This window comes from Rhizobium cauense, from assembly GCF_019511525.1.
GTDB classification, from domain to species: domain Bacteria; phylum Pseudomonadota; class Alphaproteobacteria; order Rhizobiales; family Rhizobiaceae; genus Rhizobium; species Rhizobium cauense.
In genome coordinates this window covers 1-16,060 of sequence record NZ_JAEUAT010000002.1, presented here as the reverse complement: position 1 = coordinate 16,060, position 16,060 = coordinate 1, and the positions used below count along the sequence as shown (strand labels likewise).

At 61.4% G+C, this 16,060-nt stretch carries 18 protein-coding genes and 1 pseudogene; 8 read left to right on the top strand and 11 right to left on the bottom strand.

All coding sequences use genetic code 11. The annotated features are described in order from the left end of the window. Positions 1–196 precede the first annotated feature (196 nt). Positions 197–607, top strand: a complete 411-nt coding sequence (msrB, locus tag JNB88_RS03175; RefSeq protein WP_037134789.1) for a peptide-methionine (R)-S-oxide reductase MsrB — start codon at positions 197–199, stop codon at positions 605–607. Positions 608–627: 20 nt separating this feature from the next. Here msrB and JNB88_RS03170 read toward each other — a convergent pair whose 3' ends face one another. From JNB88_RS03170 to JNB88_RS03150, 5 genes are all read right to left on the bottom strand, one after another. Beyond that, on the bottom strand, positions 628–1,128 hold the full coding sequence (locus tag JNB88_RS03170; protein WP_220354274.1) for an AAA family ATPase: 501 nt from the start codon (positions 1,126–1,128) through the stop codon (positions 628–630). Further along, on the bottom strand, positions 1,125–1,631 hold the full coding sequence (locus JNB88_RS03165; protein WP_220354273.1) for a GNAT family N-acetyltransferase: 507 nt from the start codon (positions 1,629–1,631) through the stop codon (positions 1,125–1,127). Before JNB88_RS03165 ends, JNB88_RS03170 begins: the two co-directional genes overlap by 4 nt. 109 nt (positions 1,632–1,740) lie before the next feature. Then, positions 1,741–2,409, bottom strand: coding sequence for a PAQR family membrane homeostasis protein TrhA (gene trhA / locus JNB88_RS03160; RefSeq protein WP_220354272.1), 669 nt, complete (start codon positions 2,407–2,409; stop codon positions 1,741–1,743). Between the two features lie 182 nt (positions 2,410–2,591). Further along, positions 2,592–2,909 (bottom strand): TraR/DksA family transcriptional regulator, encoded by a 318-nt coding sequence (locus tag JNB88_RS03155; protein WP_037134354.1) that lies wholly within the window; start codon positions 2,907–2,909, stop codon positions 2,592–2,594. Between the two features lie 36 nt (positions 2,910–2,945). Beyond that, entirely contained in the window at positions 2,946–3,362 is a 417-nt protein-coding gene (locus JNB88_RS03150; protein ID WP_220354271.1) for a universal stress protein, read from the bottom strand. A gap of 293 nt (positions 3,363–3,655) precedes the next feature. Between JNB88_RS03150 and JNB88_RS03145 the strand changes: the two genes are divergently transcribed. The 3 genes and pseudogenes from JNB88_RS03145 (at position 3,656) to JNB88_RS03135 (ending at position 7,216) form a co-directional block, all read left to right on the top strand. Beyond that, positions 3,656–4,516 carry a VOC family protein gene (locus JNB88_RS03145; protein WP_220354679.1) on the top strand — a complete coding sequence of 287 codons (861 nt, stop codon included), beginning with the start codon at positions 3,656–3,658 and terminating at the stop codon, positions 4,514–4,516. A gap of 217 nt (positions 4,517–4,733) precedes the next feature. Continuing rightward, positions 4,734–5,903, top strand: coding sequence for an AI-2E family transporter (locus JNB88_RS03140; protein WP_220354270.1), 1,170 nt, complete (start codon positions 4,734–4,736; stop codon positions 5,901–5,903). 19 nt (positions 5,904–5,922) lie between these two features. After that, a pseudogene (locus tag JNB88_RS03135) lies at positions 5,923–7,216 on the top strand (NAD(P)/FAD-dependent oxidoreductase). Between the two features lies 1 nt (position 7,217). Here JNB88_RS03135 and JNB88_RS03130 read toward each other — a convergent pair. Both JNB88_RS03130 and JNB88_RS03125 read right to left on the bottom strand, forming a co-directional pair. Continuing rightward, positions 7,218–8,027, bottom strand: a complete 810-nt coding sequence (locus JNB88_RS03130) for a polysaccharide deacetylase family protein (protein WP_220354269.1) — start codon at positions 8,025–8,027, stop codon at positions 7,218–7,220. Between the two features lie 181 nt (positions 8,028–8,208). Continuing rightward, positions 8,209–8,598 carry a DUF930 domain-containing protein gene (locus JNB88_RS03125; protein WP_037134344.1) on the bottom strand — a complete coding sequence of 130 codons (390 nt, stop codon included), beginning with the start codon at positions 8,596–8,598 and terminating at the stop codon, positions 8,209–8,211. A gap of 237 nt (positions 8,599–8,835) precedes the next feature. On the opposite strand from JNB88_RS03125, the gene JNB88_RS03120 reads away from it, so the two are divergent. Together JNB88_RS03120 and JNB88_RS03115 are read left to right on the top strand one after the other, a co-directional pair. Beyond that, entirely contained in the window at positions 8,836–10,944 is a 2,109-nt protein-coding gene (locus JNB88_RS03120; RefSeq protein ID WP_220354268.1) for a S9 family peptidase, read from the top strand. Between the two features lie 16 nt (positions 10,945–10,960). Then, the gene (locus JNB88_RS03115; RefSeq protein WP_220354267.1) at positions 10,961–11,485 is read left to right on the top strand and encodes a DUF1697 domain-containing protein; all 525 of its coding nucleotides are present in this window, start codon (positions 10,961–10,963) and stop codon (positions 11,483–11,485) included. Here the strand turns inward: JNB88_RS03115 and JNB88_RS03110 are convergent. The 3 genes from JNB88_RS03110 to JNB88_RS03100 are packed head-to-tail and all read right to left on the bottom strand — an operon-like array spanning position 11,482 to position 12,738. Beyond that, positions 11,482–11,799 carry a type II toxin-antitoxin system RelE/ParE family toxin gene (locus JNB88_RS03110; RefSeq protein ID WP_220354266.1) on the bottom strand — a complete coding sequence of 106 codons (318 nt, stop codon included), beginning with the start codon at positions 11,797–11,799 and terminating at the stop codon, positions 11,482–11,484. The two genes, JNB88_RS03115 and JNB88_RS03110, sit on opposite strands and share 4 nt — an antisense overlap. Next, positions 11,789–12,055, bottom strand: coding sequence for a ribbon-helix-helix domain-containing protein (locus tag JNB88_RS03105; protein ID WP_220354265.1), 267 nt, complete (start codon positions 12,053–12,055; stop codon positions 11,789–11,791). The genes JNB88_RS03110 and JNB88_RS03105 overlap by 11 nt, the downstream gene beginning before the upstream one ends. A 59-nt stretch (positions 12,056–12,114) precedes the next feature. Further along, positions 12,115–12,738, bottom strand: coding sequence for a TetR/AcrR family transcriptional regulator (locus tag JNB88_RS03100; protein ID WP_220354264.1), 624 nt, complete (start codon positions 12,736–12,738; stop codon positions 12,115–12,117). 216 nt (positions 12,739–12,954) lie between these two features. On the opposite strand from JNB88_RS03100, the gene JNB88_RS03095 reads away from it, so the two are divergent. After that, positions 12,955–13,905, top strand: coding sequence for a homocysteine S-methyltransferase family protein (locus JNB88_RS03095; RefSeq protein ID WP_220354263.1), 951 nt, complete (start codon positions 12,955–12,957; stop codon positions 13,903–13,905). Positions 13,906–13,908: 3 nt separating this feature from the next. Here the strand turns inward: JNB88_RS03095 and JNB88_RS03090 are convergent, their stop codons facing one another. Beyond that, a complete protein-coding gene (locus JNB88_RS03090) occupies positions 13,909–15,360 on the bottom strand; it encodes a DHA2 family efflux MFS transporter permease subunit (protein ID WP_220354262.1) in 1,452 nt (483 codons plus the stop codon). A 252-nt stretch (positions 15,361–15,612) separates the two neighbouring features. Here JNB88_RS03090 and JNB88_RS03085 point away from each other — a divergent pair. After that, positions 15,613–16,060 (top strand): hypothetical protein (locus JNB88_RS03085; protein WP_220354261.1); only part of this gene is annotated, 448 nt, incomplete at its 3' end.

The following is a 16,060-nucleotide window of genomic DNA, read 5'->3' as shown; positions in this document are numbered from 1 at the left end:
GGTCGCGGCCGGATACCCACAGAGAACGGGTGCATTCGGTCCGCCGGCCTAGGCGGCAAAACGACGTCGGGTATCTCAGCCTCGGCGGGAGCGAGATGCCGCCGTTCCGGGCGCCGCGTCTCTTGATCCAAGTGTTTTCCCGCACCACATTGCTGTCGAAATCAATGCCGTCCCCCCGGCACGAAAGGAAGAAGCCATGGCCGATACGACAATCGCCAAAGTTCACAAGACCGACGCGGAATGGAAGGAACAGCTGACGCCCGAGCAATACCGGATCACCCGCCAGCATGGCACCGAGCGCGCCTTCACCGGACCCTACTGGGATTCGTTCGAAACCGGGCTCTATCGCTGCGTCGGCTGCGATGCACCGCTGTTCCGCTCGGATACGAAGTTTGATGCGGGCTGCGGATGGCCGAGCTATTTCGAGGCCGTCTCACCGGAAGCCGTGACCGAACACCGCGATACGACCTACGGCATGGTCCGCACCGAAATTCGCTGCGGCACTTGCGATGCCCACCTGGGCCACGTCTTTCCCGACGGCCCGCCGCCAACCGGCCTGCGTTACTGCATCAATGGCCACGCGATGGTGTTTGAACCGGGGAAATAGGGCTCTGGCCCGAAGGCCGGTCAGAAGCGTTCGACGACCGCGCGGACGCTTTCCTCCAGCGACAGGCGGGACGTATCCAATGTCGCGCATTTCTTCGCCGCAGCCTCGCGGCGGAGAAAGGATGCCCAGATCATCATTTCGGCATTGGCGAGCTCCGGCTGCCGACGTTCCACCGTCAGGCGATGCGTTCGTATTTCGTCATCGCAATCGATAAGCAGCGGCAAATAGGCGATGCCTGTTGCCGCCGCCGCCTCTTCGAGAAACGCAAGCCGCATCTGGCCTTCGAGCAGTTGATTGCGGCCGGAGTGCTGTGCCTCCGCTAGGTTCTCAAGCCACTTGAAGGTCATGGCCCGCTGCCAACCGGCCGGCGAGCCGTAGTCCGCCGCCATCCGGGAGAGCGGGGGAACCCCGATGTCATCGAAATGGAAGACGTCGATCTCACCCGCGAACCGGGCGGCAACCGCCTTGGCGATCGCCGTCTTGCCTGATCCGGAAGCGCCGGTGAGAACGATGAGGCTCACTTCGTGACCCTAAGCTCCATGCAGGTCAGGTCCAGCCAACGGCCGAACTTCGTGCCTACTTCCGAAAAGGTCCCGGCAACGCGGAAGCCCAGCTTTTCGTGGAGCTTGATCGAGGCGGCATTCTCCGCCTCGATACCGGCGATCATCACGTGGATGTTGGCCTCGGCGGCGCGCTCGATCAGCGCCCGCATCAGCAACTCGCCGATGCCCGCACCGCGGCAATCCTTGTCGACATAGACCGAGTGCTCAACCGTGTGCCGGTAGCCGTCGAAGGCCCGCCAGTCGCCATAGGAGGCATAGCCTGCAACCTTGCCATCCTTCTCCGCTACGATCACCGGAAAGCCTTTTGCCTTGCGCGCCTTGAACCACTCGACGCGGTTGTCGAGATCAACCAGCGTTTCGTTCCAGATCGCCGTCGTGTGCTCGACGGCGTGATTGTAGATATCGCGGATTGCAGGGAGATCGGCTTCGGTGGCGTCGCGCACGAGAACGGCGTCGGTCATGTCGTGTCCAGTTTTCAGTTCGGTTCCGCAAGCGGAATACGCCCCGCATTCAGCGTTGTAAACCGGCCAAATCGAGCGAGTGAGGGAGCATTCGCGCCCGGCGGGACGATCAGAGACCGGCGCTTGCCATGCTGAAGCAAGTCAGGACGGCCGAATAGTGCACGGCGGCGGCAGCGACCACGAAACCGTGCCAGATGGCGTTCTGGAAGCGCAGCTTTTCCCAGACGTGAAAAATGACGCCCAGGGAATAGATCACGCCGCCGACGAGGATCAGAAGCATCGACACATAGGGAATGCGTTCGGCCACCGGACCCGCGACGAAGATGCCGCTCCACCCCATGCCGAGATAAAGGAGGATGGTGAGCTTGTCATAGCGCCCCGGAAAGGCGCATTTCAGGACGATGCCAAATGCCGCAATCGCCCAGATCAAGACCAACATCCCGAGCAGAACGGGATTGTCGGCGCCGCGCTCAAGGAACGGGGTGTACGTGGCGGCGATCAGGATGAAGATCGAGGAATGATCCAGACGGCGCAGGAACCATTTGGTGCGAGACACCGGCCAGGCATTGTAAGAGAAAGAAATGCCGATCGTCAGCACCAGACCGACGCTGTAGATCCAGGCGGCGGCAAGCTCGCCATGGGAACTCCAGAGAGTGGCGTAAAAGATGAGGACGGTCGCACCGACGAGCGCGAACGCAAGCCCGACGCCGTGGACGATGCCATCGGCAATCAGTTCATACTTGTCGTAAGCCCAGCGGATGCCGTTGAACTCGGTCATGCGGGGAACCCTTCACCTTTCCACCCGATCGTCGCACCGAAACGGTGTGCAGGCAACACAACAGAGATGGCGAACCTTTAAATCTTCGTGAGCTTCTGACGCTGATCTTTGCACCTGGAGCCCTGCGGCAAAGCAAAAAGGCAGCCCGCAAAACGAGCTGCCCAGACGGCACGACAGACAGGTCAGCTCATGCAATCCTCGCAGAGCGGAGCATAGGGCACGGCACCGAGGCGCTCCTTCGAAATCGGCTGGCCGCAGCGCACGCAGGTGCCATAGGTGCCTTTTGCGATCCGGTCGAGGGCGGCATTGATGGCCCGCAGCTCCTCCTGGCCGGCCTGACCCAGCCCCTCCAGCACTTCGTCGTTCTCGCTCTCGATCGCACGGTCGTCGCTATCCTGCTCCTTCGTACGCCCGAGATCGACGTCGATGCGGGTCAACCGCGATTGAAGCTCGCGCTGCCGGTCGCGTAGGATCTTCTCGAATGTCTGCGTGTCGGTCATGGATATTCCTCCATCGGTCCTTTGCCGTTGTTCTTCTTAGCGCTGCCTATCGACCAGCACCGAGCATTTTGCATGCCTGACGACACGGTCGGCGGTGGCGCCGATGAAGTAGTTGCTGAAGTCGGGAACGTGCGAAGCAACGATGATGAGATCTGCTCCATGTGTTTCGGCGGCAGCCAGAATACTGTGGGCCGGGCGGCCATGACCAATTTCGATCCTTGCCGGTATGCCGCTGGTGCGGATCAGCATTCCGAGCTTCTGCTCGGCATCGTCGATGGCGTTCTGGATCAGTTCGGTCGGCAGATCGATGGCGACGTAGGTGGGCACGTCCTCGACGACGTTGAGCAGGATAATCTCACCTCCCGTATCGAGGAGCGTCGAAGCTTTGCGGAACGCCTTTTCGCCGCGATCCAACGCGCCTATTTCGATCGGAACGATGATTTTCTTATACATTCTGGCCCTCCAGTGGCGCCGTTATCAACAGCCACATCCTCTCAGGAGATAAATAAGGCGCTTTGATCAAGATCAAGATCGGCGCAGATTGCCGTCAACGATCATCGAACGCTGAATCGCCAAAAACTGGTCTTCTGTGAACAATTGAAATGCGCCATATAGGTATCAAGTACAGCAACCAAGGGGACCTCTGAGGCAACATGGACCGGCGCAAATTCCTTGGTATTGCTACGGGCGGCGCATTCGCCGCCACCGCCGGTACGCCTCTCCCATCCAAGGCAGGAGATAAGCCCGTGACCACCGAAACGTCCTACGCGCTGACGCGCCCTGCCTATGTCGATCAGTCGCATCTGGTCGTCACTGACCTGCCGCTGGTTTCCAGTTTCTATCAGTCCATGCTTGGTCTTGATGTCATCGAGAAAAGCGCCAGCGGTGAGGTTCTCGGCGTAGACGGCACGCCGCTTCTGAGCCTGACGACGGGCAAGGACGTCCGCGTCGCGCCGCGCAATGCCGCCGGCCTCTTCCATACGGCCTTCCTGATGCCCAGCCGTACTGAATTGGCCCGTTGGCTGCGCCATGCCGCGCATAACAATGTCGTCCTGGACGGCGCATCAGATCACCTCGTCAGCGAGGCCATCTATCTCTCGGATCCCGAAGGCAACGGCATCGAGATCTATGCCGACCGGCCGCATGAACAGTGGAAGTTCCATCAGGACGGCCAGGTGGAAATGGCGACGCTTCGGCTCGATCTGCAATCGCTCTACGACAGCGCACCACAGGATAGCTGGAGCGGCATGGCTGATGGCACCGCCATCGGCCACATCCACCTGCAGGTCGGCAACATTCCCGAGGCAGATACCTTCTACCGCGATGTTCTCGGCCTGAAGCTGATGGCGCGCTATCCGGGCGCCAGCTTCTTTGCCACCGGCGACTATCATCACCATGTCGCCGCCAACATCTGGAACAGCCGCGGCGCGGGCATACGGGCCGGCGGCATGACGGGCCTTTCCGACTATACGCTCCGCTTCAATGACAAGACTTCGCTCGACAAGGCCGTCTCCAAGCTCGACGAACTCGAAATCAAGAGCGAGAAGCGCAATGGCGGCGTCTTCCTGCACGACCCATGGGGCATTGGGCTGACTCTGTCGGCCTGATCGATCCGAGACGATTTGAGGCGACCAAACAGGGCCGCAACGGCGCTTCGTGTCGAAGCAGCCAAGGAAGCGGCCCTGCCTCCCCGCCGAACTTTCTCCACGATGCATTCGGCATGCGGCAATATCGGGGCGCTGCCGTGGCTTGCGAAGGGAACTTCGACCGACAGTCGTGCGTTGTCTGCGCGAAGCATCTGGGCTTCCGGGGGATCGTCTTTCCATGGGAATTGCCAACGGCATCCGCAAGCAGGCAAACAAGCTGGCAACGGGCGCGCGCCCTGTAAGCGCGTGGGCCGAAAAACTCACCGAAGCGACCGAGCAGTTGCCGCAGCAAGCGCCGGTGCGCCGCCTCGAAAAAGATGGGCTCGACATCAGCATGGCCTGGGCAATCATCGGCATCTTTGTCGTGCTTGCCCTTTCGGCAATCTACATGATGTCGCTGATCCTTATCCCGGTAACGCTCGCCGTGGTCGTCGGCATGATTCTCGGGCTGCTGGCGGAGAAGCTGAGCAAGCTTGGTGTCCCGCGAATTACCAATGCAGTCATTCTCTCGACATCGGTTGCACTCATCATTTTCCTTGTCGCCAACTCGCTTGCGGGGCCGGTCACCACTCTGATCAACGAGGGGCCAGCCTTCGTCGAGACGACATTCAACCGTCTGATGCCCTATCTCGAGCGCATCAAGTGGCTGCACATCACGCCTGAAACGTTCCAGAGCGGGCCGATGTCGAGCGAGAAGCTCCTGGAGAATACGGGCAATATCCTCCATCTCATCTCCGCCAATCTGACCCCTGCCCTCGTTCAGGCGCTGATATTCTTCGCCGCGCTGCTGCTCTTCCTGGCCGGGCGTGTGACGCTCCGCAAGTCTATCATCATGGTGTTCCGGTCGCGCTCACAACGGCTTACCGCCATCCGGGTGATCAACGGCGTGGAACAGGTTCTGGGTTTCTACTTTGCAACTGCGTCCCTGATTTATGTCTGCCTCGGCATCGCAATGATGGTGATCGCTTATGTGGGTGGCCTCTCCGCACCTGTGCTCTGGGGCTTCTTCGCGTTCCTGTCGAGTTTCATCCCCTATCTCGGCATCACGATGATGACGCTGGCGGTCGCGATTGCCGGCATCCTCACGCATGATGGGCTCCTTGTCGGCCTCATGCCGGCAGCCGCCTTCTTCATTGTCCACCTCGTCATGGAAAACCTGATCTTCCCGGCGGTCATGGGAAAACGCTTGGAAATCAATCCCTTCGTCGTGTTTCTGGCGATTCTGTTCTGGACATGGATGTGGGGCGCAGTCGGTGCTATGCTGGCACTACCACTATCGCTGATTGTCATGACCATCATCGATGAACTTTTCATCGAGGAGAGACTGCAACCGCAATTGCCGAAATAATTGAGGTAAGACGCGTCAGATGGCAGAAATCGATCTCGCAGAGTCCAGCCAGAGCCGGCTGAAGAGTGGCCTCCCCCCTTGGAGTCGCGCCGGAACGAAACCCGCCTACCAGCCACTTCAGGATAATCTCAAGGTCGATGCAATGATCATCGGCGGCGGGATTACCGGTGCGCTGATGGGCCAACTTCTCGCAGAACGCGGGCTTTCCGTGGTCATCGTCGACCGAGAGACGCCCGGACTTGGCAGCACTGTCGCAAGCACGGCCATGCTGCAATGGGAGACAGACCGAACGCTGAACGAACTGGAGCATCTCTATGGCTTCGAGCGCGCCGTCGGCATCTACCGCCGCAGTGCCGCCTCGGTCGCAGGCCTCTCGAAGCTGATTGTCGCGAACGGCATTGCCTGCAATCTGCTTCCCCGGCAATCGCTGTTCCTGACCAGCAACCAGGAGGGCGCAGGCGACCTTCTCAGGGAGGTAGAGCTTCGCCGCCGGGCCGGTCTGCCCAGCCGATTATCTGGAACATTGCGATCTCTTCACCGAGTTCGAACTTGACCGCGACGCCGGGATTCTCTCGCGTGGCTCCGCGGAGGCCGATCCGCTGCTCCTTACCTGGGGATTGCTGGATATTGCGGTGAAGCAGGGTGCCCGTCTGATCGGCGCGTCGGTTCAAAGGCTTCATTGTGAAGGCGGGCTGGTAACGGCGGAGACCGATGGCCCGTTCGTCATCGAAGCGAGGACAGCTGTGCTCGCCACCGGCTACGCCATGCCTGAAATCGATATGCCGAAACTGCATCGGACGACATCGAGCTGGGCGCTGGCGACGATCCCGCAGGATCCGGCGGCACTGTGGCGCGACCAGGCGCTGATCTGGGAGGATAGCCACCCCTATCTCTACATGCGGACGACGCCGGACGGGCGCATCATCGCCGGCGGAGAGGACGACGACACGGTCGATCCCGCCGCCCGCGACGCGAAGCTTGCAGAGAAGATCATGGCGATCCGGGAAAAAGTGAAGCGGCTCTGGTCGAGAGCCGATACGCGTGTGGCGACGGCATGGTGCGGTACATTCGGAGAGACGTCGGACGGGCTGCCGCTGATCGGTCCGGTACCGTCGATGCCGCAGGTCTATGCCGCCTATGGCTATGGCGGCAACGGCATCACCTTCTCCTATCTTGCGACGCAGGTCATCGGCGCCATGATCGGCGGAGGCTACCGCGACTGGTTCGACGATTTCGCGCTTGATCGCGACGCGCCGGCCTTCGTCGAGCGTTCGAGCACCAGCGAGGAGCGCCGGCAGGTCGCCTTCAACTAGCTTACTGCGTCGTCTGGTCGTCGCCGGTGTCTTCGACGTCCTGCAGCCGGACAAATTCGACGCCCTTGGCCTTCAGGTCGAGGATGGCCTTGGCAACGCCCTCCCCGGCCGCATGGGTCGGCTGGTTGATGTGGGAGATCACCACGTCGCCATCCCTGGCAGCCGCAATCCGCTTTTCCGTAACCGCAGCACCGAGCAGCGAGCCGCCGTCGCCGTTCACGGAGTAACCGGCGATGCGGTACCCCATGTCGCGGATCTGCACGATGGCGGAGCGGTCATATTTGGCCGTGGAACCACGGAACCAATGCGGAGCGGCAATGCCGGCAGCAATCATGGCATCGGCGCCGCCCTGCACTTCCTGGCGAACCGCCTCCGGGGAGCCGGCGGACGGAATGCCGTAGATAGAAACCGGGATATCGACCGCCGGAATATGGTTCTGGCCGTGGTTCTCGAGTTCGAACAGATCCGGATTCTCAAGGAAGACCTGCAGCGCCTGCGGGTTGTGTTTCAGCCATCGGGCGGTGACGAAGATCGTCGCCGGCACCCGCTCGCTGACCAGCACCGAGAGGATGCGGTCGTCGGCCTTGCCCATGCAAGCATCGAAGGTAAGCGCCACGCGGGCATGACCCTTCACACCGGAACGGGCAATGTGCAGATGCGGCTCGACAAGCTTCGGGCCAGCAGCCTTGGGCGCTGGCGCGGGCTTTGCGGGCACAGCAGCGACCGCCGCGTCCTGTGGTGGAAGTGCCGCAGCGATTGCCCCTGAAACGGAGGCAATCAGCAAGGCCGAAACAAGGAAAATACGATTCATACCAAAGAGAAGCCGTTTATCGTTCACGCGCTGCATAACCTGCGCGGCGTTCGCGCGCCATGTGGTTAGATGCCGCTTGCGCTCGCCTGCAATTGGCTGCAGGCATCAGGAACGGCACCGATGCCTGAGGACTAAGGCCTCACAAAGGCAGCGCTGCAAACGCTCCCCTCGCGTGCCATGATCAATCATAGAGATAGTACTTTTCCCACTTCTCGCGCGGGACCTTCTCGCCGATCTTGTATTGCAGATCGCGAACGTTGATGTGCTGCGGACCGGTGATGCAGGTGTAGGACAGGTGATACCAGTCACCCTTGCTGCGGAACACGGCGCCGGGCGCCTCCAGCCTGTCGTCGCCGGGAACGGGATCCTTGAAGGTATAGGCGATCACTTTATCGGGTTTGAAGCCGGTCGCGTCCTTGTTGATTCGGCTCATTGCCTCTGTGTCGCAGCTCTGCTCGAGACGGGTCGCGGGATCGAGCTTTTCGAGTTGTTTCTTGATTGCGGGATCGACTGCGAAAGCGGGGACAGCAAGGCTAAATGCGGACAGAAGCAACACGAGACGTTTTGGCATTACGGTGGGATTCCTTTGCATTCTCATTCCGGGAATCGCCTGTGTAAAACCGAGGTTTCCACGGTCAAACAGGGCGCAAATTCCGGGCGACATAGCGGACTTTCTTAAACAATATGGTGACATCAAGGCAACGTGAGCATTCCTTCGGTTTTGCCACAGAGCTGTCTTCAGCGCTTGATCCGAGGCATGCGCGCCTCTATCTCTTGCCGACCTGACATCACGTTTCCGGAGCCTTCCTTGACCGTCTTCAAGAACCTGCCGAACCCGCCCGTTGCCGCCAAGAAGCCGATCTCCGATACGCGCCACGGCATCACCCGCACCGACGACTATGCCTGGCTTCGCGCCGACAACTGGCAGGCGATGTTCAAGGATCCGTCGATCCTCGATCCCGCGATCCGCCAGCATCTCGAAGCCGAAAACGTCTACATGAACGCGGCGATGGAAGACACCAAGGCGCTGCAGAAGACACTGTTTGCCGAAATGCGTGGCCGCATCAAGGAAGACGACAGCTCCGTGCCGATGAAGGACGGCGACTACGCCTACGGCACTTTCTTCGTCACCGGCGGCGAACAGCCTCGCTATTTCCGCATTCCCCGCAATGGCGACGTCAAGGACGAGACGATCCGCACAGTTCTCCTCGATGGCGACAAGGAGGCCGCCGGCAAGGCCTATTTCCGGCTCGCCGGCCTCGACCACTCGACAGACCACAGCCGCGGCATCTGGGGCTATGACGACAAGGGCTCCGAGTTCTATACGCTGCGCGTGCGCGATCTGGCGACCGGCGAGGATATGGCCGACGTGATCGAGAACACCGGCGGCGGCGGCGTCTGGGCGCCCGACGGCAACAGCTTCTTCTACTCGGCGCTCGATGAGAATCATCGCCCCTCGAAAGTGTTCCACCACATTCTCGGCACGCCGCAGGCGCAAGACCGGTTGGTCTATGAGGAGAAGGATGCGGGCTTCTTCATGGGTGTCGGCGGCTCGCTGCTCGACGACTTCGTCTACATCGACATCCACGACCACGAGACCTCGGAATACCGCCTGCTTTCCACGAAGGACCTGACGGCGGAGCCGAAGCTGGTGGCCGAGCGCGAGGAAGGCATCGAATACTCGATGACGGAAGGCGGCGACGTCTTCTACGTCCTGACGAACGACGGCGACGCCAAGGATTTCAAGATCATGGAAGCGCCGGTTGAAAACCCGGGCAAGGCGAACTGGCGCGAGGTCGTGCCGCACAAGCCGGGAACATTGATCATCAGCCACATGGCCTATGCCCGCCACCTGCTATGGCTGGAGCGCAAGGATGGCCTGCCGCAGATCATGATCCGCGACCGACGCACTGGCGAGGAACATGCCATCGCCTTTGCCGAAGAGGCCTATTCGCTCGGGCTGCAGGGTGCCGCGGAATACGACAGCGACGTCATCCGCTTCTCCTACTCCTCGATGACGACACCGTCGCAACTCTACGACTACAACATGGTGACGCGCGATCGCACGCTGTTGAAGACCCAGGAAGTGCCCTCAGGCCACAATCCGGATGATTACGTCACCCGTCGCGTCTTCGCGCCAGCCTGGGATGGCGTTGAGGTGCCGGTGTCGCTGCTCTATCGCAAGGATACGCCGCTCGACGGCTCCGCGCCCTGCTTGCTCTACGGCTATGGCGCCTACGGTATCACCATTCCGGCCGGCTTCAACACCAACTGCCTGTCGCTCGCCGATCGTGGTTTCGTCTATGCCATCGCCCATATCCGCGGCGGCAAGGACAAGGGCTTTGCCTGGTACGAAGACGGCAAGATGGAAAAGAAGACCAACACGTTCAAGGACTTCATATCAGCCGCTGACTATCTGAATCAGGAAAAGTTCACCTCCTACGCCAACATCATCGCCGAGGGCGGCTCGGCCGGCGGCATGCTGATGGGCGCCGTTGCCAACATGGCGCCGGAAAAGTTCGCCGGACTGATCGCCGCCGTTCCTTTCGTCGATGTGCTGAACACCATGCTCGATGACACGCTGCCGCTCACCCCGCCGGAATGGCCAGAATGGGGCAACCCGATCGAGAGCAAGGAAGACTACGACCACATCGCCGCCTATTCGCCCTACGACAATGTCGACGCCAAGGCCTATCCGCCGATCCTGGCGCTCGGTGGCCTCACCGATCCGCGCGTCACCTATTGGGAGCCGGCAAAGTGGGTGGCACGGCTGCGCGAAAAGACGACGGGTTCCGCGCCGATCCTGTTGAAGACCAACATGGATGCCGGCCACGGCGGCGCCTCGGGCCGCTTCCAGCGCCTCGAGGAAATCGCCTTCGAATATGCCTTCGCGATCAAGGTCGCGGGCAAGATGTAACGGCTGGGAGGAGCCCGTGACGGTCTATGTGGCGCTCCTGAGGGCGATCAATGTCGGCGGCACGGGCAAGCTGCCCATGGCGGAGCTGAAGGCGGTCTGCGAAGGGCTCGGCTTCAGCGACGTGAAGACTTACATCCAGAGCGGCAACGTGCTGTTTCGCGCCGACGAAGCGGAAGCCGACGTCGAGCAAAAGCTGGACGACGCACTCGGAAAGCTGCTCGGCAAGAAACCCGGCGTGATGCTGCGCAGCCGCAAGGAGCTGGAAGCGATTGTCGCCAACGCGCCGTTTCCTGACGCAAAGCCCAACTATCTCCTCGTGAGCTTCCTGCCGGAAGCAGCGCCCGATGACGCTCTGGACAGGATGGTCGCGCCCGATGGCGAAGAGGCGGTTCTCGCCGGGCGCGAAATCTATGTCCACTTCCCTATCGGTTCCGGCAAATCTAAGCTCAAGCTGCCGGCTTTGAAGCCGGGAACGACGCGCAACCTCAACACCGTGCGCAAGCTCGCCGAAATGGCAGGTGCGATGGAGGACGGCGGCTAGAGCAGCAGGAGTGCATTCAAGTCCCTGCGACCATCGATGATACGCACGACCTCAACGACTTCTACCGGCCCTTCATCGGCATTCGGGACCGTTCGATACAAAAGAACGAAAGGCGCGGCGACCAACATTCGGGCATCATCGGAGATATCTGAACGGCGCGGGCCAAGCCTTGGCTGTTCAGCGAGGCGTCCTGCCTTTTCCTCGATCAGGCTGAAGTATCGCTCCGCCGCGTTTGGCTGATGCAGGCCGATTGCAACATAGATGTCGAGTAGATCCTGACGCGCCTGCGGCGTCCACCTGATTTCAGCAACCACGCGTCTGGGCCTTGAGCCGGTTCCTGGCCTCGATCCGTAGTGAATCGAGGTCCACGGAGTTGGCTTGGCCACTCGCGATCCCTTCGTCCCAAAGACGTTTCAGTACAGCCGTGTCGTCGCCCTCATGACGGGCCAACCACTCGGTCACGGCCTCGGAGAGGATTTCGTCGACATTGCGATACTCTCCGGCTTGCACCAATTGGCGCATCCGGTCAGCCTGCGATTTTGTCAGCTCGACGTTGGTTTTCTCGTTCATTTAGCGCTCCACGACAGGTCGACCCTAGCATTGCAGAGGCTGGCGGACAATTGCTCCGCTCACTGGCGGACGATCGGTGGTTGGAACAGGAGCTTCACGAAGCTGCGCAGCACCAGCACCTGATCGGCAAGCCCTTGCGGTTCCTTCAGCGCCTTCGATAGCACGATGCCGCCCTCCAGCACCGTCGAGACCATGTCGGCCAGCTGGTCGATCTCGATCGGTTCGCGCGGCGTGTAGACCACCATGATCTCCTCGAACATGCCGCGGAAGCGCCGGCGCCAGGCGAGCACCGCCTGCTTGTTGGTTTCCTGGATGTCGCGGTCGAACAGGCGCTCATAGTAGCAGACGGTGGCGACGAGGCAGCCGGGGTGGCCGTTCGGAAGGTCTGACAGCAGTTCTGCGAGCAGCTTCAAGCCGAGCAGGAAGGATTGCAGCGGATCGTCGGCGAGTTCGCGGGCGCGGCTGAAGATCTCGTCGTAGATGCGTTCGTCGTTTTCGATGTAGCGCTCGAGCAGCGCCTTGGCGAGCGCGTTCTTGTCCCGGAAATGGTAGAAGAAGCCGCTCTTGGTGATGCCGGTCTCGGCGATCAGCTCTTCGATCGAGGTGCCACCGAAGCCCTTCTGCAGGACCGCGGCTTCGGCCACATCCAGGATGCGGGTTCTTGTCTCCTCTCCCTTGCGCATTAGATCCCCTGTACCGCCGGTACGGTTTTCGTCCGCCCGCTCTGATCTCGATGGATGCCGTCTCGTCAACCGCTCCACGGAAGCGGTTGAAATCAAAGACAAACGTCATGCGATGCCAAACTATACCGCAAGTCGGCTAGTTTCGCAGCCCGGAAGCGGAGAACTTGTTCATGAGAATTGCTCGCAAATAGAGGGCCCCGAAACAGGGGGATCGTCATGGCCAAGTACAGACATAGCCTGCCGCAGCTCAAGGGCGGCACATTCGTCACCGACGGCGGCATGGAAACGACCTTCATCTTTCACGACGGACTGCAGCTTCCGCATTTCGCGTCTTTCGTGATGATGGCGTCAGAAGAGGGCCGCGACCGGCTGCGCGCCTACTATCGCCGCTACCTCGACATTGCCCGCAAGCATGGCGCCGGCTTCATCCTCGACAGCCCGACATGGCGGGCGAGCCCGGATTGGGCGGAGAAGCTCGGCTACACGCCGGAGGCGCTGCATGACGCAAACGTTCAAAGCATGGCCCTGCTTGCGGGCTTGCGCGAGCGGCACGAGGAGCCGGGGCGGCCGATCGTGCTCAGCGGCGCGATGGGGCCACGCGGCGATGGCTACAAGGCCGGCCGGATGAACGCGACTGAGGCCAAGGACTATCACAGCGTCCAGATCGGCAGCTTTGCCGAGAGCGATGCGGACATGATCTCCGCCGTCACGCTGAACACCGTCGACGAGGCGATCGGTGTCGCGCGGGCGGCCCAGGCCCATGGCATGCCGTGCTCGATCGCTTTTACGGTCGAGACCGACGGCAAGCTGGTGAGCGGGCACAGCCTGCAGGAGGCAATCGAGACGACAGACGCGGCGACCGGCGGATCTCCGGTCTACTACATGATCAATTGTGCCCATCCGACGCATTTCGCCGAGGCGCTCGATCACCGCGCCGAGTGGACGAAGCGTATCTACGGCCTTCGGGCAAATGCCTCGAGCATGAGCCATGCGGAGCTCGATGAGAGCGAGACGCTGGATGCCGGCGATCCCGTCGATCTCGGACAACGCTACCGGCAGCTGATGCAGAAAATGCCGCAGATCCGGATCGTCGGCGGCTGCTGCGGCACGGATCATCGGCATGTAGCCGCCATCTGCGCGGCGTGCCTACCCGCGGTGGCCGCCTGACGGTCAGTGCTCTGCGGCGTGCGCAGGCTTGCCGGCATCATGGCCGCTGATGTCGGCGCCGGCGCTCCTGGAAAAGCGCAGGTTCCAGAACGTCGCGGTGATCGAGATCGCCGTGACGAAGAGGAAGGCGGCGGAGAAATCGTGCAGTTGCGGCGTCTCGCTGCCGTTGACCGTCATCGACGTGTGCAGCGCCAGCGCGCCAATGCAGATGCCGAGCGACAGCATCAGCTGCTGGAACGTCGTGTAGAAGCTGGTCGCCGAGCTCATGCGGTCACGGTCGATCTCGTCGTAGGCGACCGTGTTGTAGGCCGTGAACTGAAACGACATGAAGAAGCCGCACATGACGAGGATTGCGAAGATCAACGCCAACGGCCAGTCGGGTCGGAAGGCTGCGCAAAGCGCGTAGCCGAACGTGGCGATGACGCCGTTGGCGACCAGTGCGTTGCGGAAACCGAAACGGCGCAGCACGCGAGGTGCTACCGCCTTCATCGCCATCGAGCCAAGAGCTGCGGCGGTGACGAGCTGACCGGCCTTGGCCGCAGACAGGCCGAAGCCAAGCTGGAAATAGAGCGGCAGCAGGAAGGGCTGCGCGCCCTGCGTGATGCGGGTCAGCGAACCGGCGATCACTGACGTGCCGAAGCTCGGCACCTTCATCAGCGAGAAATCCATGATCGGCGACGGATGGCGGCGGGCGTGCCTGAGATAGGCGACGCCGAAGAGCAGGCCGACGGCGATCAGGAACAGCGAGAAGGCGCCCTCGCCCGGTCGGCTGGAGCTTTCGAAACCGAACAGCAGGGAACCGAGCGCGATGCCGGAGAGGATGAAACCGATCGTATCGAACGGGCGCTTCGCCTCGCCCTTGGAGTCTTCGATAAAGATCGAGACCAGGGTGAAGCCGATGATGCCGATCGGTACGTTGATGTAGAAGATCCAGCGCCAGTCGAGATAGGTGACGATCAGGCCCCCGACCGGTGGGCCGAGGATCGGGCCAATCAGCGCCGGCACCAGCAGCCACGACATGGCGTTGACCATGTCCTTGCGGGAGACGCTGCGCAGCAGCACGAGGCGCCCGACCGGCAGCATCATCGCCCCGCCAAGCCCCTGCAGCAGTCGCGCCAGCACGAGACAGAGGAGGTTGGGTGACAGTGCGCAGAAGATGGAACCCGTGACGAACACCGCAATCGCCGAGCGGAAGACGGTGCGCGAGCCGAAGCGATCGGCAATCAGGCCGCTAGCCGGAATGAAGATCGCGAGACTGAGGAGGTAGGAGGTCAGCGCGATGCTCATCGACGGGGCGCTGACGCCGAAGTCGCGCGCCATGGTCGGCAGCGCTGTTGCCAACACGGTGGCGTCGAGCTGCTCCATGAACATGGCGCTCGCAACGATCATCGCTATGACGCGGAAGTTCGGCTTGGGGCGCCCGATGGCAGCCGCCTGGTAGATCTGATCCGACATCGTCAGGGATCACTCGCAATGGCGTGGCCGGCGCGGAAGCGATGGCCGCGATATGGTATGGCGTGATGCCAATGGGGATTGAATATCCTTGTATACGCCCGCAAATGTGGCGCCGTTATGCTTATATGGAAACGCAGTCGTGCCCTGAGGGTATGGCTGCGGGGCGAGCCCTGACTGGCCAGGGGGCGACCAGCTTACCTCCTATTTCCGAATTGTATTTCGTTTCAAAGCGGTCAAGCTCTGATTGCAGCCTTGAGCGCCGGACGTGCGAGACCAGCCACCGGTGGCAACCAGAACCTGGGGGCACTTATGCGCCTGTTCGTCGTAGTGTCGGTAACCGCTATCGCCCTGACTTCGGGGGCCGCAGAGGCATACCAGAAGTGCGGCGGCAGCCCTGCGGTCGACGTCTACTGGGAGAGGTCCGTGATCAGCGTCAACGGCACTTTCTTTCAGATGAAGAGCGAGAAGCTGGGCAAGAGGAGCACCAGGTTGGTCGGCCACGGTATGGTTTTCGTGCGCAGCAAGGGCGGCAACACCTTGATCCGCAACGGCGGCAGCACCCGCTACACCTGTCAAAAGGCCGAGGGCGATCTGCCGAACGCAAGCGTTATTCCCTACAGCGCCAACAAGGTCATCAAATCCACTGCGCCGGCCGATTTTGCCGACGACAATGGCAGCGGGGCTCAATCCTCCTCGGGAG

Excerpts from the sequence above, each read along its gene's own strand:
- JNB88_RS03155 (WP_037134354.1), bottom strand. The coding sequence starts at position 2,909 with ATGACCGACACGCAGACATTCGAGAAGATCCTACGCGACCGGCAGCGC.
- JNB88_RS03100 (WP_220354264.1), bottom strand. The coding sequence starts at position 12,738 with ATGCGCAAGGGAGAGGAGACAAGAACCCGCATCCTGGATGTGGCCGAA.
- JNB88_RS03090 (WP_220354262.1), bottom strand. The coding sequence starts at position 15,360 with ATGTCGGATCAGATCTACCAGGCGGCTGCCATCGGGCGCCCCAAGCCG.
- JNB88_RS03105 (WP_220354265.1), bottom strand. The coding sequence starts at position 12,055 with ATGAACGAGAAAACCAACGTCGAGCTGACAAAATCGCAGGCTGACCGG.
- JNB88_RS03150 (WP_220354271.1), bottom strand. The coding sequence starts at position 3,362 with ATGTATAAGAAAATCATCGTTCCGATCGAAATAGGCGCGTTGGATCGC.
- trhA (WP_220354272.1), bottom strand. The coding sequence starts at position 2,409 with ATGACCGAGTTCAACGGCATCCGCTGGGCTTACGACAAGTATGAACTG.
- JNB88_RS03095 (WP_220354263.1), top strand. The coding sequence starts at position 12,955 with ATGGCCAAGTACAGACATAGCCTGCCGCAGCTCAAGGGCGGCACATTC.
- msrB (WP_037134789.1), top strand. The coding sequence starts at position 197 with ATGGCCGATACGACAATCGCCAAAGTTCACAAGACCGACGCGGAATGG.
- JNB88_RS03165 (WP_220354273.1), bottom strand. The coding sequence starts at position 1,631 with ATGACCGACGCCGTTCTCGTGCGCGACGCCACCGAAGCCGATCTCCCT.
- JNB88_RS03140 (WP_220354270.1), top strand. The coding sequence starts at position 4,734 with ATGGGAATTGCCAACGGCATCCGCAAGCAGGCAAACAAGCTGGCAACG.
- JNB88_RS03130 (WP_220354269.1), bottom strand. The coding sequence starts at position 8,027 with ATGAATCGTATTTTCCTTGTTTCGGCCTTGCTGATTGCCTCCGTTTCA.
- JNB88_RS03125 (WP_037134344.1), bottom strand. The coding sequence starts at position 8,598 with ATGCCAAAACGTCTCGTGTTGCTTCTGTCCGCATTTAGCCTTGCTGTC.